The sequence below is a fragment of the Streptomyces sp. NPDC003027 genome, from assembly GCF_053591435.1.
In genome coordinates, this window is the sequence record NZ_JBSFTU010000044.1 from 23,233 (window position 1) to 49,763 (window position 26,531).

A 26,531-nucleotide genomic window follows, 5' to 3' on the forward strand; every position below is an offset into this window, starting at 1 on the left:
CTGGACAGGAGCGGCCCGTTCGGCTGGGATGGGGGAGTGGCGACCGAGACGACGACCGACGTTTTCCAAGAGCACCGGCCGATGCTCACCGGCGTGGCCTACCGCATGCTCGGCCGCGTCGCCGACGCCGAGGACGTGGTCCAGGAGGCGTGGCTGCGCTGGTCGGCCGCGGACCGCTCGGACGTCCGCGAACCGCGCGCCTATCTGGTACGCGTCACCACCCGGCTCGCCCTCGACCGGCTCCGCCAGGTGCGGGCGCGCCGCGAGTCCTACGTAGGACCCTGGCTGCCCGAACCCGTGGTCACCGACTTCGGCCCGGCCGTCCCCGACACCGCCGAGCGCGCCATGCTCGCCGACTCCGTCTCGCTCGCCGTGCTCGTCGTCCTCGAATCCCTCTCGCCCCTGGAGCGCGCCGTCTTCGTGCTGCGCGAGGCCTTCGGCTTCCCCTTCGCGGAGATCGCGACCGCGCTCGACCGCTCCGAGGCCGCCGTCCGTCAGCTCGCGGCGCGGGCCCGCCGCCATGTCGACGAGCGCAGGCCGCGGTACGACGTCGATCCGGCCGAGCGGCGCGACCTCACCGAACGCTTCCTCGCGGCCGCGGCCGGCGGCGACCTCGAACAGCTCCTCGCGCTCCTCGCCCCGGACGTCCGCCTGGTCGGCGACAGCGGCGGCAAGTCCAAGGCGCCGCTGCGGATCATCGAGAGCGCCGACAAGGTCGGCCGCTTCCTCTCCGCCGTGGCGCAGGGCGCCGATCAGCTCTACGCGTTCCGCTTCGTGGAGGTCAACGGCGCGCCCGCCTTGCTCAGCCTGGCCGACGGCACGCCCGACGCCCTCTTCCAGATCGAGGTACGCGACGGACGCGTCCAATGCGTCTACATCGTCCGCAACCCCGACAAGCTGCGCGCGCTGACCGTCGACTGACCGGCTGTTGCGGTCCCTGTGCCCCGCCCGGGCCGCCCGAGGCGGGGCACGGTGCTGTGCGGGGGCGGGAACCCTCGGCGCGGGGATGCCCTGTCTCGTGGAGGCCGTGCCCCGTGGAGGCCGTGCCCCGTGGAGGCGACGGCTCACGAGGGCGCGAACGCCGTGTGAACGATCCATGCCGGAGCCGACGATTCCCACCCGTCCGACGCAGGATTGGTCTTGACCAAGGGGGTGTGCCGCTTTATGGTCGCAGAGATAGTGCAGGAACCTTTAATAAACAAGGGCGCGGAACACCGTCGCGGACACGGCGAATGCGGAGGATCAGGGTGGGGACCACGCAGCTGCAATCGGTGCCGGAGCCCAAGTACTGGCACCTCAAGACCGTGATCAGCGAAGCGCTCGACACCGACTTCGCGGTCGGGGAGATCCTGCCCAACGAGCGGGATCTGGCCGCGCGCTTCGGCGTCGCCCGCGCCACGCTCCGGCAGGCCCTGGAACAGCTGGAGCTGGAGGGCCGCCTGCAGCGCCGCCGCGGTGTCGGCACCACCGTCGCCCCGCCCCGCGTGGGCGTGGACGTCTCCACCACCCAGCACACCTGGCCCGGCGTCACCGAGGAGACCTGGCAGTCGGTCGACTGCGCCGTCGCCGTGGCGCCCCCCGCCGTGGCACGGCTCCTGGACATCGAACCCGACGAGCAGCTGCACGTCGTGCGCCGGCTGCGCGCCACGCACGGGCAGCCCGTCGCGGCGGAATTGCTGTACGTGCCGTCCGGCTCCGTCCCCGAACTCGGCGCGTCCGGTGCCGCCGCGACCGGTCCCGCCGGCGCCCGCGGCGTCCTGCGCGAACTCCAGCGCCTCGCCCTGGACGGCCAGGACCGCGCCGTGGAGCTGGGTTCCGCCCGCGCCGACGACGCCAGGGAACTGGACCGCCTGCCCGGCGCTCCCGTCCTCGTCGTGACGACCCGCTACCTCTCCGAGGGCCGCACCGCCGCCGTCTCCGTCGCCACCTACCGCGCCGACACCTGCCGGCTCACCTTCGGCGATTCGGGCGACCTGGTGATGGCCTCCTGACGGGGGCCCGCCCTTCCGACGCCCCGAGCGCCCGGCGCTCCTACGCTCCGAGCCCGCGAGGGACGCCGCACCGACGGCGCGCCGCGCGGGCTCGCCGCCGTCCGGGCCCGCCCGGCGCGGTCGCTGCCGCTTCCGGCCGTGCGCCGTCGCCCGGCGCTCAGCGGCGGGCCGTCACCGTCCGCTCCACCGCGAACAGCTGCTCCTCCACATGGTCGAGGGCCAGCCGCAGCGCCCCGGTGCCGACCGCCGAGTCACCCAGCATCGACAGGACCACCCGTGGCGGCCGCAGGCAGAAGCGCGCCAGTTCGTCCCGCAGCGGTTGCAGGACACCGTCCAGGCCCGCCGCCCAGCCGCCGATCACCACCAGCTCCGGATCGAGGGCCAGGACCAGCGCCGCCACGTCGTGGACCAGGCGCTGCGTGAAGCGTTCCACCGCGGCCCGTGCCCGCGCGTCGCCGCCGCGAGCGAGCGTGAAGACCTCGGCGACCGCCTGCTCGTCCAGCGGATGCAGCGGCTCGTCCGTGGTCGAGAGCAGATGCTCCGGCGTGACCCCCCGGCCCAGCAGGTGCAGCGCCCCGATCTCCCCGGCCGCCCCGCCGTACCCGCGGTGCAGCCGCCCGCCGATCAGCGAACCCGCCCCCGGGCTCAACCCCGCCAGGACGAAGACGATGTCGTCGGAGTCGGTCGCCGCGCCCTTCCAGTGCTCCGCCACCGCGGCCGCGTTCGCGTCGTTCTCCACCAGCACCGGGCAGCGGAACGAACGCCGCAGCCGCTCGCCGAGCGCGAGACCGGTCCAGCCCGGCAGCGCGGTGCCGAGCCGCACCGTGCCGTCCGCCTCCACGATCCCGGGCGTCCCCACACCGACCGCCCGCAGGCTGGACCGGGGAACACCGGCCCGGCGCAGGACGTCGGCGACGACCGTACGGACCCGCTCCAGGCGCTCGTCCTCGGGAGCCGTCTCCGAGACCTCCCGGGCCCCGGCGCCGATGATCCGGCCGTCCAGGCCGGAGAGCAGCGCGGCCACCCGGTGCGGGCCGATCTCGATGCCGAGCAGATGCCCCGCCTCCGCGCGGAAGCGGAACCTCCGGGCCGGCCGGCCCTGTCGCCTCGCCTCACCCTCCTCGGGCGCCACCTCGACGACGAGCCCGCCCACGATGAGCCCTTCGACCACGCCCTCGACCGTCGGCCGCGACAGGCCCGTGACCCGCGTCAGATCGGTCAGCGTGAGCGCGTCGGCGCCCCGCAGAGCATGGAGTACCACCGCGGAATTGATCCGCCGCAGCAGCGACGGATCCCCGCCGGTCAGCCGGCCCACCGTGTGTCCTTCCAGCTCGTGCGCATGTCTGCCGGATGTTACTCAATGGACAGGAGCGCGGCGAGGGCCGCCCGCGCGCCGCCCGTGCTCGCCCGCGCCCGCCTTCAACCGTCATGGAAGCCTGACGGAGTACCAGCTGTCGGACCCGGGCGCTTTACTGGAGCGATGACGCTCGCACAGCACCTCGCCGCCCTCGACCTGCTGCGCGCCCGCGCGTTCCCCGAGGAGGGGTACCACCTCGCGGAGTTAGCCGTCGGCGCCCCGTCCGAGGAGCAGGCGGAGGCCGAACGGGAGGCGCTCGCCCTCCTCCTCGCCCACCGCTGGGGCCCGCCGGCGCTCGTCGGCTTCTCCTCGATGCTCGCCCGGCACGGCGAGGGAGAGCCGATACCCCGCCCCTGGGACCTCCTCTGCACCTCCGTGCCCGACATCCAGCTCTGGCGGGTGAGGGACCGATGGGTCGCGCTGGGACTCGCGCGGTGGGACGAGGCCGAGTTCCGGCTCGTCGCCTGTCACACCGAGGTGGACCCGCCCTGAGCCGGAGCACCGACGGGCACGGCCCCTACACGCCGTCCGTACGCCGGTCGGGCACCCCCGCGGCCACCCGCAGCCGCGCGAACTCCTCCGCCATCGACTCCGCCGTCCAGTGGGCGTTGAGCCCGCTCGGATTGGGCAGGGCCCAGATCCTGGTCTCGCCGATCATCCGCTCCTGCGGCCCGATCAGCGCCTTGCGCTCCCCGAAAGCCGTCCGGTAGGCGGTGATGCCGACGACCGCCAGCCAGCGCGGACGCAGCCGCTCCACCCGCTCGGTCAGCAGTCGGCCGCCCTCCCGGAACTCCTCGTCGCTCAGCTCGTCGGCCCGCGCGCTCGCCCGCGCCACCACGTTCGTGATCCCGAGGCCGTACGAGAGCAGTTCCTCCTGCTCCGACGGCTTCAACTGGCGGGGGGTGAAGCCCGACCGATGGAGCACCGGCCAGAACCGGTTGCCCGGGCGCGCGAAATGATGGCCGGTCGCCGCGGACATCAGACCCGGGTTGATCCCGCAGAAGAGTACGGAAAGGCCGCTCGCGGCCACGTCGGGGACGACGCGGTCGCGAGCGGCCTGGAGCTCCCGCGGGGTGAACCCGGTCAGAGGATCGACCCGGGGGTGTACCCGGCGGCGTCCGGGTGCTGCTTGACGATCTCCTCGATACGGGAGACCACGGCGCCCACCTGGTCGGCGGCGGCACCGGTGAAGGACAGCTTGTCGGCCATCAGCGCGTCGAGCTGCGCCCGGTCGAGCGGGATCCGCTCGTCGGCGGCCAGCTTGTCCAGGAGCTCGTTGCGCTCGGCGCCCTGCTCACGCATGGCCAGAGCGGAGGCGACGGCGTTCTCCTTGATGGCCTCGTGGGCGACCTCGCGGCCCACCCCGGCGCGCACGGCGCCCATGAGGACCTTGGTGGTGGCCAGGAAGGGGAGGTAGCGGTCCAGCTCACGGGCGACGACGGCCGGGAAGGCGCCGAACTCGTCGAGCACGGTCAGGAAGGTCTCCAGCAGACCGTCGAAGGCGAAGAACGCGTCCGGCAGCGCCACCCGGCGGACCACCGAGCAGGAGACGTCTCCCTCGTTCCACTGGTCGCCCGCCAGCTCGCCGGTCATCGAGGCGTAGCCGCGCAGGATGACCATCAGACCGTTCACGCGCTCGCAGGAGCGGGTGTTCATCTTGTGCGGCATCGCCGAGGAGCCGACCTGGCCGGGCTTGAAGCCCTCCGTGACCAGCTCGTGGCCCGCCATGAGGCGGATCGTCTTGGCGACCGACGACGGGGCGGCGGCCAGCTGCACGAGCGCGGTGACGACGTCGTAGTCGAGCGAGCGCGGGTAGACCTGGCCGACCGAGGTGAAGGCGTGCGCGAAGCCGAGGTGACCGGCGATGCGCTGCTCCAGCTCCGCCAGCTTGGCCGCGTCGCCGCCGAGCAGGTCGAGCATGTCCTGGGCGGTGCCGACCGGGCCCTTGATACCGCGCAGCGGGTAGCGGCCGAGGAGGTCCTCGAGACGGCCGTAGGCGACGAGCAGCTCGTCGGCGGCGGTCGCGAAACGCTTGCCGAGGGTGGTGGCCTGGGCGGCCACGTTGTGGGAGCGGCCGGCCATGACCAGCTCGGCGTACTCGCCGGAGAGCTTGCCGAGGCGGGCCAGGACGGCGACGGTGCGGTCGCGCATCAGCTCCAGCGAGAGCCGGATCTGCAGCTGCTCGACGTTCTCGGTGAGGTCGCGGGAGGTCATGCCCTTGTGGACGTGCTCATGGCCGGCGAGGGCGTTGAACTCCTCGATCCGGGCCTTCACGTCGTGCCGGGTGACCTTCTCGCGCTCGGCGATGGAGGCGAGGTCGACCTGGTCGAGCACGCGCTCGTAGTCGGCGAGGGCCGCGTCCGGAACCTCGATCCCGAGGTCCTTCTGGGCACGCAGTACGGCGAGCCACAGCTGACGCTCCAGCCTCACCTTCTGCTCGGGGGACCAGAGGACGGCGAGCTCCGCGGAGGCGTAGCGGCCGGCCAGGACATTGGGGATGCGGGGCTTCGCAGTCACAGCAGTCACGTGACCAGAGCTTACCTGGCGTTCTCGGCGGCTCGTGAGCGTCCGTACGACCCCTGAGATCCAGGTCAGAGACGGCTTCAGCCTCCGCCGTGCATATCGCTGGGCCGGCTTGGTCACCCGCAAGGCACGACCAAGCCTGACATGCCTGACAAGAAGTCCGAAGCCGAGATCCGCGAGGCCGAGGAGGAGCGCGCCGAGGCGCAGCCGTTCAGCTACCCCTACCCTGAGCGGCGCTCGAACGTCCGCGCGACCCGGCACATCACCCGAGAGGAGGCGGACGCCGACAGCGTCCCGGGCGTCCCCGGCGGCTATGGCACGAGCGGGGGCGGCCAGCCCAGCCCTACCAGTAGTGGCGCCGACGAGGCCGACCCCGACCAGCACTGACCCGACGAGCCCGGAGAGCCACCGCCACCGACGGCGGCCATGGTGGCCGACCGCGCCGACGTGGAGCTTTCCCAGTTGCGGGCGCACGGGCGTGGATGTCCTATGAGCGGGAAGGCGCATGTCACTTGACCGACAGAGCGGAACCGCTTCAGCCCGGGCCGACGGGGAGGCAGGATGCGAGGACGGCGGTACGGGCCGGGAATCGTGATACTGGCGGCCCTCGCCGCGGTCAGCGCCTGTAGCACGCTTCCCGAGCGGCGTGACGAGGTCACGGACGAAGTCACCCGGTTCGAGCAGGCGCTGGGCGCCGGACAGCGCCAGCGGCTGTGCGCGGCTCTCGCGCCCGCCACCAGGGAAGAACTGGAGCAGTCCGCCGAGAGCCGTTGTGAGCGGGCGATCGGCCAGGCGATCGAGGAGCAGAAGCTCCCGGCGGCCGGTGCCGTACGGGGTGTCGACGTGTACGGCGATCAGGCCCGGGTGGTGCTGGAGCGGGACACCGTGTTCCTGGCGCGCTTTCCCGCCGGCTGGAAGGTGACGGCCGCCGGGTGCCTGCCACGGCCCCAGCGACCGTACGACTGTGAGATCAAGGGCGGGTGAGCGACCATGAGGACGCTGTTCATCGGGACCCTGGTGGTGATCTTCGGCGGTCTGGCGTACTTCATGACGGTGGGGCTGATGCACCGATGAGCCACGAACCGGGGACCGGCGAGGACACCGCACCGGCCCAGCACCGCGTACGGCGCTTTCTGCGCCACAACAGCCTCGGCCTGTTCTTCCTGACCACCTTCCTGCTGGCACTCGTGGGTCAAGCCGTCGCGGGGCACGCGGAATTCAACAACCAGCTCGTCAGCGACGGCATGGCCCCCGTCGGATTCGGCGCCTACGTGACGTCGTCGGACTTCGCCGTCGACGTCACCGAGAACTGGCAGTCGGAGTACCTGCAGTTCTTCCTGTACATCTTCGCGACCGTCTGGCTGGTGCAACGCGGGTCACCGGAGTCCAAGGAACTCGACAAGGCGGGCACCGAGTCCGACAAGGACCAGATGGTCGGGGAATACGCCCGGGACGACTCGCCGCGCTGGGCCGCGTACAAGGACTGGCGCGGACTGGTCTTCTCCCGCTCCCTCGGACTGGTCATGGGCGTCATCTTCCTGCTCTCCTGGCTCGCCCAGTCGGTCACCGGCGTCGCGGCCCACAACGAGGAGCAGTTGCGCCGGCTGGAGGCCCCCACCACGTGGGCCCATTACCTGTCATCGGCGGAGTTCTGGAGCCGCACGCTGCAGAACTGGCAGTCCGAGCTGCTGGCGGTCGCCTCCATGGCCATTCTCGCCATCTACCTGAGGCAACGCGGCTCCCCGGAGTCCAAGCCCGTCGGAGCGTCCCACCCCGACACCGGCATCGAAGGCTGAGCCGGGTGACTGAAGAGCAGCCACCGCCTGACGCGGAGGCCCTCGACATAGCCGTGCTCGTCGGGTTGCAGGCGTCCGGGAAGTCGACCTTCTACGGACAGCGCCTGGCGGGCCGCTACGCACTGGTCAGCAAGGACCTCTTCCCCCGCGCGGCCCGGCGCAAGCAGGAGCGGCAGATGCGTCTGGTGGAGGCCGCGCTCGCCGAAGGCCGGTCCGTGGCCGTCGACAACACCAACCCGTCGCCCGAGGAGTGGCGGCCCCTGGTGGCCGCCGGGCACGCCCATGGCGCCACGGTGACGGCGTACTGGTTCCCGCCGGACGTCGCCGGTTCCAAGCGCCGCAATGCCGCGCGGCGGGACCGTGAGCGGGTGCCCGACGTGGGCATCCACGCCACCTCCACCAGGTTGCGCCGGCCCTCGCCGGCCGACGGGTTCGACGCCGTGTACGAGGTGCGCTTCGACGGCCGAGGCGGATTCCTGGTCCGGCCCGACAGCGACGCCGGGCAGGTGCACGAGAACGAGGCATAGAACGTTCGCCATGCCCATGCCCATGGCCGCCGTCGCCCCGCCCAGACTCCGCCGCCCATGCGAGAAGCCCCGCCAGGCTGTGCCTGGCGGGGCTCCCACCGTTCGGACGCCACGAGCTCGGCTCGCGGGAATCAGCACTCCAGGGCTATACCCGGAAGACCCTGTTCCCCACGATGGACCCGGGCTGCGGAGACTCCTCGAGCAGGGGGCTCCGTTCGCCGGGGAAGACGTTCACCTCCGCCCAGAACAGATACCCCGCGACCACGTAGTCGCACGGATTGGTCTCGGAGAGGAGGAAGAGATGGGAACCGCGCCATCTGCCTCCCACTCTCCGCTCCTCGGCCCGCATCGTCTCCGGGTCGGCGGTGTGGACAGCGAGGTCCGTGTACCGATCCGACAGCGAGATCCGTGACACGTCCTGGAAGAGGACGTCGAACATCCTCGGACGCCCACCGTCCTCGCCCCCCAGGAGTCCACGGAGCAGGACCTTGCTGTGGCCCACCTCGATGGCCCACGGCTTGAAGGTCCCCGGCAGCCTCAGGGGAAGGTCTCCACCGACCAGCTCGTACGTCATTTCTTCAGTTTCACCTTCGTCCAGTCCTCCTGGCGTCGATTCCAGCGATAGAAGTCGACGGAGTCCATGAGACCGGCTTGGTGGACCTGCAGCAGCTCCCACTGAGTCCACATGAGCAGCTTGGGATCCGTCTCCTGGGCGATCTTCAGTGCCCTGGCCGGTCCCTGGCTGGCGCCGGGGAGGTCATCCAGCAGGAACGAGATCTTCGCCTCGCCCTGCGCGGCTCGCTGGATCGCCCCCAGGACATCGTCCTTCCAGGTGGCGTCCGGCGACCCGAGGAAGTGCTCGGCACCGATCTTCTCGGCGAAGCCCTTCAGGTCGCTCCCGCGCCTGCCGAGCGCGTAGTGATCGCAGTTGTGGACGAGGAGCGGGGTGGCCTCCGCCAGCACGTAGTACGTGTGGAAGTCGGAGACCGTGAGGTTGTGGACCTCGGCCCGCGAGGCGGTCCACCGCTGGATCGCGGCGATCTGGACGTGCGTGCCGGCGCTGGTCCGCAGCCACTGGCCCGACCGCAGGTCGGTCGCCCTGACCCAGTCGCCGAGCTCCGGCACCCAGACGGGGTGGCCGTCGGTCGCCGTGACCCGGGCCGTCTCGGAGCCGGCCTCGCCATCGGTGTCGATGGTGATCTCGACCAGGTTCTTGAGGCCCTGGCCCTTGATCTCGGACGTGACCGCCTGGACGCGGGTCGCCCCGGTCCTCGGGTCGGTCGCGACGACCTGGTCGCCGGCCTTGACCTTCTCGATCGGCTTGGCCGAGCCGTCGGCCATCAGCACCTTCGTGCCGGGCACGAAGCTGTTGCAGGTGCCGCCCTCCTCGACCTTGCCGGAGCCGCCGCTGCCGCTGGATCCGCCCTTGCTGCGGGCGGAGCCGCCGGAGTTGCCGCCGGGCTTGCTCGAGTTGGACTTGCCCCCGGCGGAACTCTTGCCGCCTCCGGAGCTCTTGGGCTTGGGCTGCGAGGAGGCCTTCGGAGCGGCCTTGGCCTGCGCCTTCTTCTGGGCCCGGTTACCGGTCTTCCTGGCCTCGGCGGCCGCCTTGTCGGCTGCTCGCTTCGCTTGCTCGGCCGCCTTTTTCTTGGCTCTCTGCGCGGCCTCCTTCTTGGCCTTCTCGATGGCGGCCTTCTTGGCCTTCAAGGCTGCCGCCTCGGCCGCCTTGGCGGCCTTGAGGACGGCCTCGGCAGCCTTCTTGGCGGCCTTGAACGCCTGGATGGCGTCGATGGTGCGGTTGACGGCCTTGATGACCGACGGGATCTTGCCGAGCTTGGTCCACGGGATCGCGTCGATGATCAGACCCGCGCACGACCACATGTCACCGCCGAAGCAGGCCATGGCGTCGTTGATCCCGATGAAGTCCTTCAGGGTCTCCCACGCGATCGAGAGGATCACGGAGGTGAGGGACTTGCCCATGGTGGCCTGCGCCTGGGCGACCTCCGCCGAGGACAGGCCCGCACCGCGAAGGGCGGCCTCCTTCTCGGAGGCGGTCAGGGTGATCGCCAGACCCGTCGGGTCGGAGTACGTCACCGGGTTGTTGTGGGCGTACGCGTACGCGTTGGACTGCAGCGGTTCTGCCAGGTCGAGCACCGGGTCGGCGGACAGGAAGCGTCCGACCACCGGGTCGTAGAGACGGGCGCCCAGCGGCTGGAAGCCGGAGGCGTCGTCCCGGGTGGCGCCCAGGAACCCCTTGTGGGTCTGGAGGTTCTGACCCGTCGTGCCGGCGGCACGCTGGTTGCCGAACGGGTCCTGCTTGCGCACCCGGACCGGCATGTTGGCGTAGAGGCCGACCTCCGTGTAGATGCTGCCCTGGTGGTCCGAGGCCAGGGCGACGAGCGCCTCGCCGCCGGTGCCGTTGGCGTAGCGCAGGACCGCGCCGCCGGCTGCGGCGTACGTGCGCTCGGAGCGCACCAGGACCCCGCCCTGCTGGACGGTGACCTGGGCCTCGCCCAGATCCAGCGTGGCCTGCTTGCCCTGGATGGTCAGCAGGCGCTCGCCGGTGGGGCCGTAGATGTGACGGGTGTCGTTCTGCGCCAGCCACTGCTGGGCCGTGGAAGCGGCGTCACAGGCGGCCAGCACGATGGCGGTGCCGTTCACGTTCGCCGCGCCCTGCACCGCGAGGCACAGGCCGGAGGCGACGTGGGTCAGCTGACCGGCCGCGTTGCGCTTGAGCTGCTGTGCGGTGGTTCCGTCGCACTTCTGCAGCTGGACCGCCGAGCCCGCGGTGTTCGCCGCCGGCTGCACGCACCACGTGTCGTACACCTCGAGGGTGCCGACGTTGGCGTCGGTCTGCCCCGGGACCGGGTCGAAGTGCCACGACTGGGCGACGGTGCTGTTGCACTGGTAGAGCTGGATGGCGTTGCCGGCGGAGGCGAGACCCGACTTCAGGTCGATGCACTTCTGGCCCAGACCCACATACGGAGTCTTGCCGTTGGCGCCCTGGCCGGTGATCCGGTCGACCTTGCCGTCGTAGGTCCAGGTCAGGTCCTGCTTGTCGCCGTTCTGGACCGAGGTGATCGACTTGGTCTCACCCGTCAGCTCGTAGAGCCGCTCGGCCTCCGTGGTGACCTGCGCACCCGCCGGGGTGGTGAACTTCTTCGTCACCTTGGTGAGCGTGCGGGGCTGGGCCTTGTCGGTGCCCTTGCCGTACGCGTAGGTGCTGACGGCGTCCTTGGCGGTGTCGCCGGTGAGGTCCTTCTCGGTCAGCTTGGTGCGGTTGCCGAGGAGGTCGTACTCGTACTCCTGCCAGTAGCCGGAGCCGTCCTTGCCGGCGGCGACGTTCAGGGTGCCGTCGGTGTTCTTCGGGGCGGTGCAGTTCGCCTGGTCCTTGGAGGTCCAGGCCGACTTCAGCTGACCCAGCGGGTCGTAGACGAAGCACTGGCGCTCCTCGATCCCGACCGACTTCTCCTGGATCGAGGTGACGTTGCCCGCCGGGTCGTAGCCGTACGCCCGGTTCGAGACCAGGTTCCCGCCGACGAGACTGGCGGTGTTCTGCTCCCGGTAGACCGCCTGCTCCTTCAGCTCACCGCTGCCCTCGTCGAACGAGTTCTGCGTCCACACGCGGTACGGCTGGGCACCGAGGGTGGAGCGCACGACCTGCCCGTACGCGTCGTAGGTCGTCTCGGAGCCGTACCAGTCCTTGCCGGAGACGGAGAGCGGATTGCCGTCCTTGTTGTAGCGGACGACCATCTTCTCGGCGGCCAGCTTGCCGGCGGCCGGAAGCTGCGCCTCCTCCAGCGCACCGGTGTCGGTGTAGCTGTAGCCGTAGGTGTAGTCCTTGGCGAAGCCCCACGTGTCGACGATCGACTGCGGAAGCGACAGCGTGGTCGAGGTCGGCTGGTAGTCCTTGGTGTAGCCGTTGACCTTCTGCGTGTACGCCAGACCGTCCGTGTAACGCGTGGCGGTGGCGGGCATGCCCTTGCCGCCGGGAGCGGTGTCGTACGTGTACTCGGACAGCAGGGTTCCCGTGGCGCCGTTCAGGCGCTGCTGCTTCGGCCGCGACAGCTCGTCGTAGCCGTTCCAGACCGTGCCCCGGGCCGTGGTCGTGGTCAGCACCCGGTCACGGTGGTCGTACGTGGTGCGTGACGTCCCGGAGTCCGGGTCGGTCGCGGTCTCCATCCGGCCGCGGTGGTCGAAGGTCCACGTCCACGGGTGCGTCGGGTCCGCCGAGCTGGTGGCCTTCACCAGTCGGCCGAGGGCGTCGTACGTGTACCTCGTCGACGTGAAGCCGCCGGGCGCCGCCGGGTTGAAGGTGTCCGAGCGGATCGTGCGGCCCTGCGCGTCGGTGTAGACGCGGTAGGACGAGGCACCTTCGGGGTTGATGACCTTGGACCAGTCCTGGCCGTACTCGTACCTGGTCGCCCGCTCCGGGTACGCCTTGGAGGTGGCCTCCTTGGTGACCGGGTCGACGTACTTCATGTACGGGGTCTCGGTCACGACACGGCCGAGGCCGTCGTAGGTGTAGCGGGTGATGTTGGGGATGGCGGTGTCGGCGAGCGGCGTGAACAGCTCGCCCGGCCTGGCCTCCCTGGTCAGGTAGGCGTTGTTGGTCTGCCACACCTCACCGGAGCTGTTGTACAGCGTGTCGGTGACGAGGTAGCCGGCGTCGTTGTCGGCCTCCTCCAGGGTCTGGCGCTCACGGCCCAGGCCGTCGTAGAGGGTGACGGAGGTCTCGATCCGGTCCTCGTGACCGCGCGCGTACGTGATGACGTACGGGGGCTTGCGGATCTCCAGCGTCGGGTCGGCCGGGTCCGGCTCGGGCTTCGGGATCGTGTACTCGGCCCGGAAGTCCGGCACGGCGCCCGTGGCCGGGGTACGACCGGGGCCCCATGCCTCGGCGAGACGGCCCAGCGGGTCGTACTTCGCCTGGCTCACCAGACCGTTGAGGTCGGTCGTCTTCACCGTGGTCGCGCGCCCCGGCTCCAGCTCCTGCACCTGCGTGTGGGAGAGGGAGTTCGTGTGCGTGATCTTGAAGACCTGGCCGGTCGGCGGGTCGTAGGTGATCGTGTCCGACTTGCCGTCGGCGTCGGTCTGGCGGATGACGCGGCCGACCGCGTCGAAGGCACTGGTGCCGTTGGTCTGGAAGTCGGTGCCGGTCCCGTTGAGCGACCAGGACTCCGTGGCCAGACCACGCGTGGTGCCGGACAGGGCGGTGCCGTAGGCCGTGCCGTCGTACGCCGTGCGGTTGGCACCGCTCAGCGTGGTGAGGTCGGCCCAGTCGGCGTTGGCACAGGTCGTCGGCGAGGCCAGGACCTGCTTGGTCAGACCGATGATGTTCTTGGTGGTCTGGTGCAGGTACTCGGACTTGGTGCAGGACTCGTCGCCGGTCTTTCCGGTGTCGCCGAGCGACTCCACCAGCGTGGGCAGACCGTGCGTCGGGTCGTACGTCGTTCTCGTACGGACCTCGCGCACGGTGCGCGGGTCATCGGTGTTGGTACCGGACGACTTGGTGTACGCGACCTCTTCCGGCTCCGTGACGCGCCAGGCCTTGAGATCGCTCAGGTCGTCCCGGTCGCGCTTGGCGAGGAGCGTGGCCTGGGGGATGGTGACGCTGCGGCTGAGCCAGTCGGTGTCGGCGTCCGTGGGGTTGGTGTACGTGAGCTCTTCGGAGATGCGGCCGGCGAAGGCCTCGCGGTCGTAGACCGTCGATCCGTCCGACGCCTTGATGATGTTGCCGTGGACGTCCTTCACCGGGACGGTGTCGCCCATGCCGCGGAAGAAGCGGTTGACGGACTTGGACTGCTTGCTGCCGATGGCGGGGTCCTCGGCGCCGGTGAGCACCGTGGTCTGCTCGAAGCCCGCGAACTGGGAGTACGTCCGGGTCGACTTCTTGGTGAACTCGGCCTCGGCGTACTTCCAGCCCGGGTTCTTGTACTGGTAGGCCGTCTTGGTCGCGAAGGCGCCGTCGACGTTGGGGAGTTCCTCGATCGATTCCACGGTGTACTTGTGGAACCAGTCGATGTCCTCGACCTCGGGGTCCGGGTTCCAGAACGCCGGATAGCACAGCCGGTTGTTCGCCTTCAGCGCGGCGGTGTCCGACTTGCTGGGCAGGGTCTGGCCGGTGGCGCAGTCGTCCGCCGTGTCGCCCCACTTGGGGATGGTGTAGTTGACGACGGTCTCGCCGCCGTACTCGTTGATGACGCGGGCGACGCGCAGCCTGGAGAACGCGGGGCGGGGGTCGATCGAGTCGCCCTTCTTGCCGGTCGCGTCGTCCGTCGTCCTCCGCTTCAGCACGCGGTTCGGCATGTCCTCGGTGTTGGACTCGAACCGGACGGCGTTGAGGGTCTTCTTCTCCCCGGTGATGCCGTCGCGGCCGTAACCGGTGCGCTGGATGGACTCCAGCCACAGGGCGGTGTTCGGGCCGGTCTTCAGCTCGGCGAAGCTCTGCTTGAGCTGGTAGTCGTCGACGGCCTGACGGGCGGCGTTGCCGGAGATGCGCTGGGTCGACGTGGTGATCTTGTCGAGGCGCTTACGGGACCAGAAGGTCGGGCCCGCGTTCCAGCACATCTTGCCCTTCTCGCAGCGCAGATCGGCCGGAGTGTCGAACCAGACCCGGTAGTTGCCCGGGTTCTTCGACGTGAAGTTCGCCTCGGTGCACGTGACCGTGCCGACGGTGTAGCAGCGCTCGGCGACGTCGAAGGTGACGCGGGCGGGCGCGGGGGCGGAGAAGATGCTGCCGTTGGCGTCCTTGCGCTGGCCGTAGTCGATGTGCGTCAGGTACCCGTCACGGTCGTAGACGACCGGGCCCTTGAAGTACATGTTCCGGGCGTAGTAGTTCTGGTCCTTCTTCCACCACAGCGACATGGCGTTGCCGTGGATGTCCTCGACGTAGTCGAGGCCCCAGCGCCAGCCCTGCGTGCAGTAGGAGTGGGCCCAGTCGCCGGCCTTGTAGCAGTCCTCGCCCGGGTGGTTGCCGTAGACCGGGACGGTCAGGACGGAGTCGGTGGTGGGGTCGTCGGCGGCGGTGCCGTGGTCGGACCAGCCCGGCAGCTTGTGCTTGCCGAAGTGGTACTTGGTGCCGTCCTTCGTGGTGACGATCCAGTACTCACCGTTGCGGGCGCCGTTGCCGGTGGCCTGGCCCACGACGCGCTCGACCTTGGAGCCGTCGCCGTTGGCCGTGAACCAGGTGCCCTTGGCCTCGTCCCACACCAGCTCGGTGGTCATGCCGCCGAGCGAGAGGGTGGCGTTGTCGGATCCCCAGCACAGGTCCGCGGTCTTGTGGGTGGCGTTGTTGGAGCCGGCCTTCTTGGAGTCCTGGCGGCAGTTGGCGTACGTACGGGTGATGGAGCCCGCGTTGTAGTCCCAGCCGTCGCCGATCCAGGAGGCCTGGTTGTTCGTCGACGAGGTACGGCCGTCGACGGACTGCGAGGAGTACGAGAGGGCGATCTTCGGCACCAGACCGCCGGCGGTCTCCGGGACCTGCACCTGGTACTGGTACGTGAACGCACCCGAGGAGGACCCGGCCGACCACGAGCCGGACGACAGCAGCGGGGACGCGGTGAAGTCACCCGACACCGACGCACCGGTGTCCATGGCGCCGACGGCCTGCGAGCCGGAGGCGTCCACCGACGGGAACGCGGCCTTGCGCGCGCCCGACGTGCTCTCGCCGTCCAGGAGGTCGGCGACCGGCACGTATCCGGAGAGGATCTTGCGGGTCTTGGCGTTCTTCGCCGCCGTCGTCCTCGTCGGGGCGTCCTTCGTCGCGACCGTCTTGACGGTCGAGCGCAGACGCTCGAACTTCTCGGCCCCGTTCGCGCTGTTCTCGCCGTCCTGGCCGGACATGGTCTCCGTGCCCTCTTCGGCGACGCAGTCGCCGACCGGCGTGGCGGAGAGGACGCAGTCCGGGAGAAGGACGAGACCGAAACGGTCGGCGGCCTGCGGCCCGTAGAGGTCTTCGAACGCGGTGTAGTCGACGGCGAGGGAGACCTGCGCGGCCGGGTCCGCCGTCGCCGGCGGGGTGACCTGCATGATCAGACCGGACACACCGGCCTCCTGGGACGCCTCCGGCGCCTTCAGGTCGATCTTCCAGTCACCGGCGACAGCGGCCGGGTCGGTACCCGCGGGCACGCCCACCGCGACCGGCAGATTGCCGGCCGGAACCATCGTCCCCGGTTGGGTCTGCGCCGTCAGCGGCGCTGTGCCGATGTCCGCCGTCCACGGCGTGACCGCCTTGGGCTCGTACGGATCCACCGGCACCTCAGGCGCCGTGGTCAGCGCCTTCTGCGCCTCGGCGTCACCGTCGAGCTCGGTGCTCCTGGGGATGTCGGGGAGGTCGACCGAGGTGGTCGACTCCTCGCGGTTCATGCCCGGGCCGGGGATGGCCAGCGCCTGGGTGCCCAGACTCGTCAACGTCAACAACGAGGACAACAGAAGGACGGTCGCCGTGCGGCTTCGCCGCCGGCGCCGTCGTATCGACTCTGTCATGACTGGGCGTCCTCGCCCCAGCCATGGCAGCGGACCTGAAGCACGCATACGCGTCGACTCCCACCAGCCACGAAGTGAAGAAATTGCAAACAGAAAGGCGCAGAAACGCCAAGAGGCGAACGTCCGGAGACGCCCGCGGGGGCACTTTCTGTCACGAGGGCCGACGACAGCAAGGTCTATTACGGCTACGCAAAGTAAGCCCACGTGACCTTGGTCACGCCATATTGCGGGCCACAGTGCCTCTCTGACGGAGAATCAGGCAATACGGGTAATCACCTGATGTCCCCTCATCCCTTGGCCCCAAAAGCCGTGAAGGGGGAGTGTCCCGGCGTCACGGAGGTTGATCGCTCTGCTTTGGTAAACGATTTATAAAGTTCTCATGTGTGGACGCTCTGTGGCGGGTGTGTGATCGTGACGCTCCCATGCCCCGCGGCTCGCCGTAGGGGCTGGTTGTGCTGTCCACCATCCACCTGGTTCACACGGGAGTAGACCTCGTGCCCGCGCCGCCTCCATATCTCAGCCCCTTCGTGCGCACGCGCACGCGGCTGTCCCTGACCATCGGCCTGGTGTTGGCCGCCCTCACCGCTGCCCTCTTGCCCTGGTGGCAGCCCGATTCCGCACCCGCGACGACGGCCGGTGGCAAGGCCACCGATGCCCAGCGGACCGCCACCGGACCGAAGGACGAGGCCACCGCGCTGGCCGAGGCCGTGCGCAGTGGCAAGAAGGTCCTCGTCGACACCGCCACCACGGCCACCGCGCTGACCTGGGCGCTGCCCGACGGGCAGCTGCGTTCGCAGACGCACGCTCTTCCGCAGCGCGCGAAGAACGCCGCCGGCCGGTGGGCGCCGATCGACAACAAGCTCCAGCGCTCCGACAAGGCGCCCCGCGGGCTCGGCATCTCGCCCGTGAACGCGGCGTATCCGGTGCGGTTCGCCAGCGGCGGCGGCAAGGACGCCTCTCGTGCGGACCGTTCGTACGCCCGTGCCCCGCAGCCGGGTGAATCGCCGCTGGCCGAGGTCGAGTTCGGCGGTCACACCCTCACCTACACCTGGCCGGGCGCCCTGCCCGAGCCGGTGCTCGACGGCCCGCGCGCCCTCTACTCCGAGGTTCTGCCCGGCGTCGATCTGCTCCTGGTGGCCCGTGAGGAGGGCGGCTTCGCCCAGCTCCTCATCGTGAAGACGCCGGAGGCGGCCCAGCAGGAAGCGCTCACGTCCGTGGCGTACGGGCTGCGCTCGACGACGGCGACCTTCCAGCTCGACACGAAGGCCAACCGCGTGCTGGTGCTGGACAAGAAGGGCAAGGAGGTCGGGTCCATCCCGACTCCGTTCGCCTGGGACTCCAGCGGCCGCGACCCCGAGCTGCCCGAGGGCACGGTTGCCCGTACGTCGACCGCCACGCCCGCCGACGTGCTGAAGCTGTCCGGCCTCACCGGTATCGAGCCGGGCGCCAAGTCCGCCCAGCTGCCGGTCGCCCTGGAGGGTGACAGGACCGGTACGGCCCGGCTCGCGCTGAACCTCGGCGCCACCAAGCTCCTCGCCGACAAGAGCGCGAAGTTCCCGCTCTTCGTCGACCCGACGATGAACTCGGGCTGGCAGGCGTGGACGACGGCGTACCGCCCGTACCCGAACTCCAGCTTCTACAACGGCACGAACTTCTCCTCCGGCACCTCCGACGCCCGCGTGGGCTACGAGTCGGAGACCGGTGGTCTGGGCCGCTCCTTCTGGCGGATGGGCTTCGACTCGAAGATGAAGGGCGCCAAGGTCACCTCCGCGGCCTTCAAGGTGCTGAACAACCACTCCTGGTCCTGCACCGACCGTGAGTTCAAGTTCTACCTGACCGGCTCCATCTCCTCCGGTACGACGTGGAACGCGCAGCCGTCCTGGTCGACGCACCTGCAGTCGAAGTCCTTCGCGCACGGCTGGTCGACGTCCTGCCCGGACGAGTACGAGATGTTCAACAACTCCGGCGTCGTCGCGGCCGCCCAGAAGGGCGCCGACAACGGCTGGTCGAACATCACCTTCGGCCTGCGCGCGACCAGCGAGAGCGACACGCAGACCTGGCGCAAGTTCCGTGCCACCTCCGCCACGCTGGAGGTCACCTACAACCGTCCGCCGGCGGAGCCCACCAACGGAACGATCGCCGGCTTCGCCTGTGTCGTCGGTGCCCCGGGCCGTACGGTCGGCAAGACCAACCTGGTCCTGAAGGCCTACGCGAGTGACCCGGACGGCAACCTGAAGGGCCTGCGTTTCAAGTTCTGGAAGGCCGGTACCACCGTCCCGGCCGGCACCCTGGTCACCAGCCTGTCCAGCGGCTGGGCGTCGACCACGATCGCCTCGACCTCCCTGGAGGACAAGGCCACCTACTACTGGGCCGTGCGGGCCGAGGACGCGGCCGGCGCCGTCTCCTCCTACTTCCCGGCCAACACCACCGACAACTGCGCCGTGACCATCGACGGCTCGGCCCCGCCGCCGCCGGTCGTCGACGAGGACACCACCCCGTTCAAGCGGGCCACCTCCGACGGCGCCACCTGGGCCACCGTGAAGTTCGGCAACACCGGCTCCATGACCTTCTCGTCCGAGGGTGCGGCGAAGTTCCGCTACGGCTGGGAAGGCGTCAGCTACACCGACGTCACCGCGGTGAACGGTTCCTACACCGTCTCCGACCTCAAGCCGCCGCACGCGGGCCCGAACTGGCTGCACATCTTCGCGCTCGACGCCAACGGCAATGTCAGCGCCCGCACCGACTACGCCACCTACATCCCGCCGCGTGACGCCGCGGACGGTCCCGGCGACGTCGGCGGGGACGGCATCCCGGACCTGATGATCATCGACGCGAACGGCAACTTCTTCTCCTACCCCGGCTCCCCGGGCGGAGAGCTGTACGCGGGCCTGACCGGCTCCTACACCATCGGCGCCGACGGCAAGCCGGTCCTGGCCCCGAAGACCCCGTGGTGGAACGGCACCAAGGCCGCGCTGATCGCCCACTACCAGGACGTCTACCCCGGCGACGGGTCCACGGACCTGTTCGCGGTCGACCCCGACGGCACGTTCTACCTCTACCCCGGCGACGGCTACGGCACCTTCAACGTCGGCGACCGGCTCAAGATCCGCCTCCCGTCGAACGCGCCGGCGCCCTCGACGTGGACGCAGATGAAGGCGGTCGGTGACATCACCGGCGACAAGCTGCCCGACCTCGCCCTGCGCGCGGGCACCGCGTTCTGGGTGCTGTCCGGCTACACCGGCGCCACCTTCCAGACCGCCACCCTCATGGAGGGCAGCGCCTGGGCCGCCCCGCGTGACATCGTCAACCTCGCGGACATGAACAAGGACGGCACCCCCGACCTGCTGTGGCGCAACACCGACAACGGCAACATGTACGTCCGCCACGGCAAGCCCGGCACCGGAACCGGCAGCGTGGACCTCGAGTCCCTCAAGCTGGCGGCGAACTCCCTCAACGGTGACGTCGCCTTCGGCACCAGCTGGACCGCGGCCAACGTCTCCACCGCGATCGGCATCCCCGACGTCAGCGGTGACGGCATCCCCGACATCTGGGCCCGCTTCGCCGACACCGGCAACATCAAGCTGTACTACCCGTCCACCACCAACACCAACGCACCCGTCAAGACCGTCCTGTCGGCCAACTGGAACGGCATCAAGTCCTTCGGGTGACCCCCTGAGTGATCTGATCGTCTGAACAGGTGAGGGGCCGTCCCGGAGTGATCCGGGGCGGCCCCTCGTCCCATGCCGCGATCCGCTACCAGATCGCCTCGACCCACTCCGGGTGGTCGATGAACGGGTTCCGGTTGCCCTGGTAGGTGCTGTGGATGAGGTCGTTGCGGCGCTCCTCGAAGGCGCTCGGCGGGTCCTGCTCGTTCCACTGCTTCAGGATCGCCAGGCGGCCGTGGAACGGGACGCTTCCGTTGGCCGACGACTCGTTGGGCTCCAGGTCGGCCCAGGAGTCGTCGCCCTCGTAGCGGACGGCCATGTAGAGGATCATGCGCGCCACGTCGCCCTTGTCCGCGTTGCGCGGCTCGAAGGAGTCGCTGTCCGTGTAGCTGCCGGTCGCACCGCTGACCGGGCTGCCGCCGTTGTCCCAGTCCTTGTTGCCGCGGATGCTGTTGACCTGGACGTCGCACGCGCGCAGGTGGTGCAGGTCGGTGCCGGGGCCGGCCGACGTGCCGAAGCTGCCGTGGGACTGGGCCCACACGTGCTCGCGGTTCCAGTCGCCGACGTCGCCGCCGTTGAGGTTCTTGCTCCGCGAGACGCCGCTGTACAGCAGGAGCACGTTGGCGCTGTTGTTCGGGTCCTGGTCGGTGGCCTTCAGCGCGGTCCAGACGGCGTCGTACGAGATTCTGCTCTGGTTGCTGATGATCGTGTGCAGCGAGGACTTCAGGCTGGTGCCGGTCTTGCCGACCGCGTTCTTGTAGTACGTGCTGTCATAGGCGGTGGTCGTGGCGCTCGCGGGAGTCGCGGTGACCGCGGGGAGCGTGAGGCCGACGAGCGTGGCGGCCATGCCTGCCGCCAGCATCTTCCACCGGCCTGTCTGCAGAACGGACATGGGGGGCCCTTCCCGGGACGGCACGCGCGATGAACGTCGCTCCGGGCTCAAGGGCGAGGCGTTCTACGCGTGTTGAGTTCTTGTCACCGGGAGAGTGGCATGCGGCAGTGTGTTGTCGTGTAACGGTCAGAGGGCTTTTCCGTGACGTTCTGGCATACGGCGCGTCCCTCGCCCGCCGCCCGTTCGCTCAGGCGCCCAGGCCCGTCGGCGGTTCGTACGGCAGGAGTTCGGGGCGCTTCGCCGGGCGGCCGTCACCCGAGGAGCGGCCGGTCAGCCGGCGGCCCACCCAGGGGCCGAGGTGTTCCCTGGCGAAGCGGGCGTCCTCGGCGCGCCGGCTCGTCCACCTCGGACGCACGGCCGCCGGCAGCGGTGCCCGCCAGTCGTCCTCCGGGTCCAGGCCCAGGGCCTGCCACACGGCCTCGGCCACCCGCCGGTGCCCCTCGCCGGTCAGATGGAGCCGGTCCACGTCCCACAGGCGCGGGTCCCCGAGCACCGGAGCCCCGTACAGGTCGACCACCAGGGCGCCGTGCCGGGCGGCGAGCTCGTCGACGTACCCGAAGAGCTCCTCCATGCGGGAGCGGAACCGTTCCATGACCGGGCCCTGCCGGCCGGGGCTGCGCATCAGGACCAGCTGCCCGCAGGAGGGCGCCAGCCGCTCGACCGCCTCCGTCAGCAGCCCGCGCACCCGCCCCATGTCGCACTTCGGCCGCAGGGTGTCGTTCAACCCGCCGACCAGGGTCACCACGTCCGCCTTCATCGCGGCGGCCAGGTCCACCTGCTCCTCGACGATCTGGCCGATGAGCTTTCCGCGTACGGCGAGATTCGCGTACCGGAAATCGGGCGTACGCGCGGCCAGCCGGGCCGCGAGCAGGTCCGCCCACCCCCGGTACGTGCCGTCGGGCAGACGGTCCGACATGCCCTCGGTGAAGCTGTCGCCCACGGCGACAAGACTGGTGTAGGTGGCATTCATCTCCATGGCGGAGAAGATCATACCGTGCGGTATGGGAGCGGGAGTCCGCCGGAGCCCGGGCACGGACGGAGCCCCGGGGCGCGCGGACGCGCCCCGGGGCTCCGGCAGACCGGAGTCACTGCGTCGCCGGCCGGCCCACCAGCTCTCGCAGCACGTCCTCCATCGTGACGAGGCCGGCCAGCTTGCCGTCCTCGTCCAGGACCGCCGCCAGATGCGTCCGGCTGCGGCGCATCGCCGTCAGCACGTCGTCCATCGGCGTCGCCGCCCGCACCCGGGCGATCGGCCGCATCGCCGCGACCGGGAACGGCAGGTCGCGCGGGGCCGCGTCCAGGGCGTCCTTCACATGGAGGTAGCCGAGGATCCGGCGGCCCGAGTCGACCACCGGGAAGCGGGAGAAGCCCGACTCCGCCGAGAGCGCCTCCAGCTCCTCCGGCGTCGTGCCCACCGCCGCGTACACGACCCTCTCCACCGGCATGACGACGTCCCGCACCGGACGGCGCCCCAGCTCCAGGGCGTCGTGCAGCCGCTCGGCCGCCCGGTCGTCCAGCAGGCCGGCGACGCCCGCGTCCGTCACCATCCGGGCCAGCTCGTCGTCCGAGAACGTCGCCGAGACCTCGTCCTTCGGCTCCACCCGCAACAGCTTGAGCAGGGCGTTGGCGAAGGCGTTGACCGTGAAGATCACCGGACGCAGCGTCCGGGCGAGGGCCACCAGCGGCGGTCCGAGGAGCAGCGCGGTACGCGTCGGCTCCGCCAGCGCGATGTTCTTCGGGACCATCTCGCCGAGCAGCATGTGCAGATAGGTCGCCACGGCCAGCGCGATCACGAACGAGATCGGGTGCACCAGACCGTGCGGCACGCCGATCGCGTCGAAGACCGGTTCGAGCAGATGCGCGATGGCGGGCTCGGCGACGACACCGAGCACCAGGGTGCACAGCGTGATGCCGAGCTGCGCCGCGGCGAGCAGCGCCGAGACGTGCTCCAGACCCCAGATGACGCTGCGGGCCCGCCGGTTCCCGGCCTCCGCCTCCGGCTCGATCTGACTGCGGCGTACGGAGATCAGGGCGAACTCCGCGCCGACGAAGAAGGCGTTCACGACCAGCGTCATAAGGCCGATCAGCAGCTGGATCGCGGTCATCGGCCCGCCTCCCCGGTCTCGTCGGAGCCGTCGTTGAGCGGCGCGTGCATCAGTACGCGCGCCGCCCGGCGCCCGGAGGCGTCCACGACGTCCAGCCTCCAGTCGGCCAGCTCCACCCGGTCACCGACCGCCGGGATGCGGCCCAGCTCCGTGGCGAGGACACCGGCCAGCGTCTCGTACGGGCCGTCCGGCACGCGCAGGCCGATCGCCTCCAACTGGTCCGTACGGGCCGCGCCGTCGGCGGACCAGAGGTCGCGCCCGTCCGCGTCCACGCCCGCCGGCGCCAGGTCCGGCGTCTCGTGCGGATCGTGCTCGTCGCGCACCTCGCCGACGACCTCCTCCATGATGTCCTCGAGCGTGGCGACGCCGGCCGTGCCGCCGTACTCGTCGATGACGACGGCCATCGTCTGCTTGCCCGAGAGCTGGTCCAGCAGCCGGTCCACGGTCAGGGTCTCCGGGACCAGCAGCGGCTCGCGCAGCATGTCGCCGATCCGGCGCAGGCGCCGCTCGCCGGCCGGTATCGCCAGGACGTCCTTGATGTGGGCGATCCCGACCACGGAGTCGAGGTTCCCGCGGTACACGGGGAAGCGGGACAGGCCGGTCGCGCGGGTCGCGTTGGCGACGTCCTCGGCGGTGGCCTGCACCTCCAGGGCGGTGACCTGGACCCGCGGCGTCATCACGTTCTCCGCCGTCAGCTCGGCCAGGTTGAGGGTCCGTACGAACAGCTCGGCGGTGTCCGGCTCCAGCGCCCCCTCACGGGCGGAGTGGCGGGCCAGCGCCACCAGCTCCTGGGGGGAACGCGCGGAGGCCAGCTCCTCGGCCGGCTCCATCCCGATCCGGCGCAGGATCCGGTTCGCGGTGTTGTTGAGATGGCTGATCAGCGGCTTGAACGCGGCGGTGAAGACCCGCTGCGGGGTGGCCACCCGCTTCGCGATCGCCAGCGGTGAGGAGATGGCCCAGTTCTTGGGGACCAGTTCGCCGACGACCATCAGGACGACGGTCGACAGGCCGGTGCCGATCACCAGGGCGACCGAGGAGGCGATCGAGGGAGCGACGCCGACGGCCTCCATCGGGCCGCGGATCAGCTTGGCGATCGAGGGTTCGGCGAGCATGCCGACGACCAGGTTGGTGACGGTGATGCCGAGCTGCGCGCCGGAGAGCTGGAAGGTGAGCGTCTTGACGGCCTTGAGCGCGCTCGCGGCCCCCCGCTCTCCCCGCTCGACGGCCGCTTCCAGCTCGCCGCGCTCGACCGTGGTCAGCGAGAACTCGGCCGCGACGAACGCGCCGCACGCCAGCGAGAGCAGCAGCGCCACCACGAGAAGAAGCACTTCGATCATCGATTCACCTCCGTCCCATGGTCGGACAGGGGCGTAGGGGGCGCTCGATGGGGGTCGTGGCGCAGGCTGCTACTGGGAGGCTCGCCCATGGGCGGACGCTCACACCTTTCGGTCGTCGGGAAGAAAGCACCTATGGTAAAGGACGGGCAAAGCGATCGGCTGATCACCCTGGCGTACGGGCTCGGCCGGCCGCGGCTGCTCGTGCGCCCGGGTCAGGACCGGCCGCCCGCGTCGCCCGCGTCGCCCGCGTCGCCCGTGCCGTCCGTGTCGTCCCGGGCGGGTACGGGCGGCAGCGGCTTGACCCAGCGCCTCCACCGCTCCTCCGCCCCGTACCCCGCCGCACGCCAGGCACGCTGCCCCAGCTCGTTGCGGTTCAGCACCATCGCGTCCGCACGCCGCCCCCCGAGCCGTACGAAACGCTCCTCGGCCGCCGCGAGCAGCGCGCCCCCGACGCCCTGGCGGCGGTGGCCGGGGTGGACGGCGAGCCGGTAGAGGTGACAGCGCCAGCCGTCGAAACCGGCGATGACCGTGCCGACCAGCTCGCCGCCGCGCTCGGCGAGGATCAGCGCCTCCCGGTCGCGGGCGACGAGCCGCTCGATCCCGTCACGGTCGTCGCTGATGCTGGTGCCCTCGGCGGCGACCTTCCAGAAGGCCAGCACGGTGTCGAGGTCGGCGGGGGAGGCGGCCCGGATACGAAGATCATTCATGGTAGGCATCCCACCACCGCCGGGCGCCGCACGTCGACCCCGTCCGCCGGCCGTCGGCGGTCCTCAGCCGCGTCGCGCCGATCCCAGCACACAGAAGGAGGACGGTAGGCGGGGACCGTCCGCCGGGACGGTGAGACGGCGGTACGCCGCCGGTTCGAACCCCGCCGCCTCGATCGCCGCCAGCGGATCGCGCGCCGTGTGGCAGCCGCCGAAGAGCAGCGGCCAGACCGTGCGGTCGAGAGCGCGCTGAGCGCGAGCCATCCCGCGGCCCGGTGCCGACCCGTGCTCGAAGAAGCGCAGTTCACCACTCGGACGCAGCACCCGGTACAACTCGGCGAGCGCGCGAGGGACATCCCGTACGGTGCACAGCACCAGCGAGACCACCGCCGCGTCGAACGCCTCGCTCTTCACCGGCAGCGCCTCCGCCGCGCCGGGCACCACATCGACCGGCACCTCCGCGCGCAGGGCGGCCTCGGCCGCCAACCGCCGCAGATGGCGCTCCGGTTCGATGGCCACCACCTCCGAGACGGCCCCGGGGTAGTGCGCGAAGTTGAGGCCGTTCCCGGCGCCGATCTCGATGACCCGGCCCGAGAGGCCGCTGAGCAGCTCCGTACGCAGGTCGCCGATACCGCCCTTGGTGTCGGCGGCGACGCTGAACCGTGCGTAGAAGCGGGCGAAGAGGGGGTGGTGGACGGCGTCCCGGGGGACCCGGGTGGAACGCGGGGACATCGCGGACCTCCTCCGGCGCTCGACGGCGCAGACGCGGACGGGGTGATTCTTCCCCGTTCCGCGCCGCTCAGCCCGTCACGAAGCAGAACTCGTTGCCCTCCGGGTCCCGCATCACCTGGAAGTCGCCGTGGTCGTCGGTGACGATCCCGGCGACCCGCTCCGCCCCCCGGCCGGTCGCCTCGTCGGCCGCCGCGTCGAGATCGGCCACCTGGAGGTCCAGATGGAGCCGGTTCTTCACGGCCTTGCCCTCCGGCACCCGCTGAAAGGCGAGCCGGACGAAATCGGGCGGGTCGATGTACGACCAGTCGGGGGGGCGGGGGGGCGGGGCCCCCCCCGCGAGGTGGGGCCCGGACGCGCACATGGCGGCCGGGTCCGCGCCGTCGGACACGATTTGGTGAACTGTGGCCAGGATGGGTTG

The 26,531-nt window shown here is 70.5% G+C and carries 20 protein-coding genes; 8 read left to right on the top strand and 12 right to left on the bottom strand.

What is annotated here, in order from left to right; all coding sequences use genetic code 11:
* Positions 1-36 precede the first annotated feature (36 nt).
* Together sigJ and ACWDX6_RS25650 are read left to right on the top strand one after the other, a co-directional pair.
* Positions 37-921, top strand: a complete 885-nt coding sequence (sigJ, locus tag ACWDX6_RS25645; RefSeq protein WP_451487231.1) for an RNA polymerase sigma factor SigJ — start codon at positions 37-39, stop codon at positions 919-921.
* 326 nt (positions 922-1,247) lie between these two features.
* Positions 1,248-1,991 carry a GntR family transcriptional regulator gene (locus ACWDX6_RS25650; RefSeq protein WP_451487232.1) on the top strand — a complete coding sequence of 248 codons (744 nt, stop codon included), beginning with the start codon at positions 1,248-1,250 and terminating at the stop codon, positions 1,989-1,991.
* 157 nt (positions 1,992-2,148) lie between these two features.
* On the opposite strand, the gene ACWDX6_RS25655 is transcribed toward ACWDX6_RS25650, so the two are convergent.
* Positions 2,149-3,306 carry an ROK family transcriptional regulator gene (locus ACWDX6_RS25655; protein ID WP_356886490.1) on the bottom strand — a complete coding sequence of 386 codons (1,158 nt, stop codon included), beginning with the start codon at positions 3,304-3,306 and terminating at the stop codon, positions 2,149-2,151.
* A gap of 165 nt (positions 3,307-3,471) precedes the next feature.
* On the opposite strand from ACWDX6_RS25655, the gene ACWDX6_RS25660 reads away from it, so the two are divergent.
* Complete coding sequence (locus ACWDX6_RS25660; RefSeq protein ID WP_451487233.1) at positions 3,472-3,840, top strand: hypothetical protein; 369 nt, start codon at positions 3,472-3,474, stop codon at positions 3,838-3,840.
* A gap of 25 nt (positions 3,841-3,865) precedes the next feature.
* Here the strand turns inward: ACWDX6_RS25660 and mug are convergent, their stop codons facing one another.
* Positions 3,866-4,435, bottom strand: a complete 570-nt coding sequence (gene mug / locus ACWDX6_RS25665; protein ID WP_451487249.1) for a G/U mismatch-specific DNA glycosylase — start codon at positions 4,433-4,435, stop codon at positions 3,866-3,868.
* Entirely contained in the window at positions 4,432-5,874 is a 1,443-nt protein-coding gene (gene purB / locus ACWDX6_RS25670; RefSeq protein ID WP_451487234.1) for an adenylosuccinate lyase, read from the bottom strand. The genes mug and purB overlap by 4 nt, the downstream gene beginning before the upstream one ends.
* A gap of 141 nt (positions 5,875-6,015) precedes the next feature.
* Between purB and ACWDX6_RS25675 the strand changes: the two genes are divergently transcribed.
* The 4 genes from ACWDX6_RS25675 to ACWDX6_RS25690 all read left to right on the top strand — a co-directional run bounded on the left by ACWDX6_RS25675 (position 6,016) and on the right by ACWDX6_RS25690 (position 8,194).
* The gene (locus tag ACWDX6_RS25675; protein ID WP_451487235.1) at positions 6,016-6,258 is read left to right on the top strand and encodes a hypothetical protein; all 243 of its coding nucleotides are present in this window, start codon (positions 6,016-6,018) and stop codon (positions 6,256-6,258) included.
* Between the two features lie 174 nt (positions 6,259-6,432).
* Complete coding sequence (locus ACWDX6_RS25680) at positions 6,433-6,855, top strand: hypothetical protein (RefSeq protein ID WP_451487236.1); 423 nt, start codon at positions 6,433-6,435, stop codon at positions 6,853-6,855.
* Between the two features lie 86 nt (positions 6,856-6,941).
* Positions 6,942-7,667: a DUF6766 family protein gene (locus ACWDX6_RS25685; RefSeq protein ID WP_451487237.1), complete on the top strand. Its 726-nt coding sequence runs from the start codon at positions 6,942-6,944 to the stop codon at positions 7,665-7,667.
* Between the two features lie 5 nt (positions 7,668-7,672).
* Positions 7,673-8,194 (top strand): AAA family ATPase, encoded by a 522-nt coding sequence (locus ACWDX6_RS25690; RefSeq protein WP_451487238.1) that lies wholly within the window; start codon positions 7,673-7,675, stop codon positions 8,192-8,194.
* 145 nt (positions 8,195-8,339) lie between these two features.
* Here the strand turns inward: ACWDX6_RS25690 and ACWDX6_RS25695 are convergent, their stop codons facing one another.
* Entirely contained in the window at positions 8,340-8,768 is a 429-nt protein-coding gene (locus tag ACWDX6_RS25695; protein WP_451487239.1) for a hypothetical protein, read from the bottom strand.
* On the bottom strand, positions 8,765-16,558 hold the full coding sequence (locus tag ACWDX6_RS25700) for a ricin-type beta-trefoil lectin domain protein (RefSeq protein WP_451487250.1): 7,794 nt from the start codon (positions 16,556-16,558) through the stop codon (positions 8,765-8,767). The genes ACWDX6_RS25695 and ACWDX6_RS25700 overlap by 4 nt, the downstream gene beginning before the upstream one ends.
* Before the next feature lie 647 nt (positions 16,559-17,205).
* Between ACWDX6_RS25700 and ACWDX6_RS25705 the strand changes: the two genes are divergently transcribed.
* Entirely contained in the window at positions 17,206-20,346 is a 3,141-nt protein-coding gene (locus ACWDX6_RS25705) for a hypothetical protein (RefSeq protein ID WP_451487240.1), read from the top strand.
* Between the two features lie 85 nt (positions 20,347-20,431).
* Here ACWDX6_RS25705 and ACWDX6_RS25710 read toward each other — a convergent pair whose 3' ends face one another.
* From ACWDX6_RS25710 to ACWDX6_RS25740, 7 genes are all read right to left on the bottom strand, one after another.
* Positions 20,432-21,235: an endonuclease I family protein gene (locus ACWDX6_RS25710; RefSeq protein ID WP_451487241.1), complete on the bottom strand. Its 804-nt coding sequence runs from the start codon at positions 21,233-21,235 to the stop codon at positions 20,432-20,434.
* A gap of 187 nt (positions 21,236-21,422) precedes the next feature.
* Positions 21,423-22,211 (bottom strand): SGNH/GDSL hydrolase family protein, encoded by a 789-nt coding sequence (locus tag ACWDX6_RS25715; protein ID WP_451487251.1) that lies wholly within the window; start codon positions 22,209-22,211, stop codon positions 21,423-21,425.
* Between the two features lie 109 nt (positions 22,212-22,320).
* A complete protein-coding gene (locus tag ACWDX6_RS25720; RefSeq protein WP_451487242.1) occupies positions 22,321-23,340 on the bottom strand; it encodes a hemolysin family protein in 1,020 nt (339 codons plus the stop codon).
* Complete coding sequence (locus ACWDX6_RS25725; RefSeq protein WP_451487243.1) at positions 23,337-24,677, bottom strand: hemolysin family protein; 1,341 nt, start codon at positions 24,675-24,677, stop codon at positions 23,337-23,339. The genes ACWDX6_RS25720 and ACWDX6_RS25725 overlap by 4 nt, the downstream gene beginning before the upstream one ends.
* Positions 24,678-24,889: 212 nt before the next feature.
* Positions 24,890-25,384 (bottom strand): GNAT family N-acetyltransferase, encoded by a 495-nt coding sequence (locus ACWDX6_RS25730; protein WP_451487244.1) that lies wholly within the window; start codon positions 25,382-25,384, stop codon positions 24,890-24,892.
* A gap of 63 nt (positions 25,385-25,447) precedes the next feature.
* Complete coding sequence (locus ACWDX6_RS25735; RefSeq protein ID WP_451487245.1) at positions 25,448-26,113, bottom strand: class I SAM-dependent methyltransferase; 666 nt, start codon at positions 26,111-26,113, stop codon at positions 25,448-25,450.
* 67 nt (positions 26,114-26,180) lie between these two features.
* On the bottom strand, positions 26,181-26,531 hold a 351-nt coding region (locus tag ACWDX6_RS25740), incomplete at its 5' end, for a VOC family protein (protein WP_451487246.1).

Excerpts from the sequence above, each read along its gene's own strand:
- ACWDX6_RS25660 (WP_451487233.1), top strand. The coding sequence starts at position 3,472 with ATGACGCTCGCACAGCACCTCGCCGCCCTCGACCTGCTGCGCGCCCGC.
- ACWDX6_RS25675 (WP_451487235.1), top strand. The coding sequence starts at position 6,016 with ATGCCTGACAAGAAGTCCGAAGCCGAGATCCGCGAGGCCGAGGAGGAG.
- ACWDX6_RS25680 (WP_451487236.1), top strand. The coding sequence starts at position 6,433 with ATGCGAGGACGGCGGTACGGGCCGGGAATCGTGATACTGGCGGCCCTC.
- ACWDX6_RS25685 (WP_451487237.1), top strand. The coding sequence starts at position 6,942 with ATGAGCCACGAACCGGGGACCGGCGAGGACACCGCACCGGCCCAGCAC.
- ACWDX6_RS25695 (WP_451487239.1), bottom strand. The coding sequence starts at position 8,768 with ATGACGTACGAGCTGGTCGGTGGAGACCTTCCCCTGAGGCTGCCGGGG.
- ACWDX6_RS25700 (WP_451487250.1), bottom strand. The coding sequence starts at position 16,558 with ATGAACCGCGAGGAGTCGACCACCTCGGTCGACCTCCCCGACATCCCC.
- ACWDX6_RS25710 (WP_451487241.1), bottom strand. The coding sequence starts at position 21,235 with ATGTCCGTTCTGCAGACAGGCCGGTGGAAGATGCTGGCGGCAGGCATG.
- ACWDX6_RS25715 (WP_451487251.1), bottom strand. The coding sequence starts at position 22,211 with ATGGAGATGAATGCCACCTACACCAGTCTTGTCGCCGTGGGCGACAGC.
- ACWDX6_RS25720 (WP_451487242.1), bottom strand. The coding sequence starts at position 23,340 with ATGACCGCGATCCAGCTGCTGATCGGCCTTATGACGCTGGTCGTGAAC.
- ACWDX6_RS25725 (WP_451487243.1), bottom strand. The coding sequence starts at position 24,677 with ATGATCGAAGTGCTTCTTCTCGTGGTGGCGCTGCTGCTCTCGCTGGCG.
- ACWDX6_RS25730 (WP_451487244.1), bottom strand. The coding sequence starts at position 25,384 with ATGAATGATCTTCGTATCCGGGCCGCCTCCCCCGCCGACCTCGACACC.
- ACWDX6_RS25735 (WP_451487245.1), bottom strand. The coding sequence starts at position 26,113 with ATGTCCCCGCGTTCCACCCGGGTCCCCCGGGACGCCGTCCACCACCCC.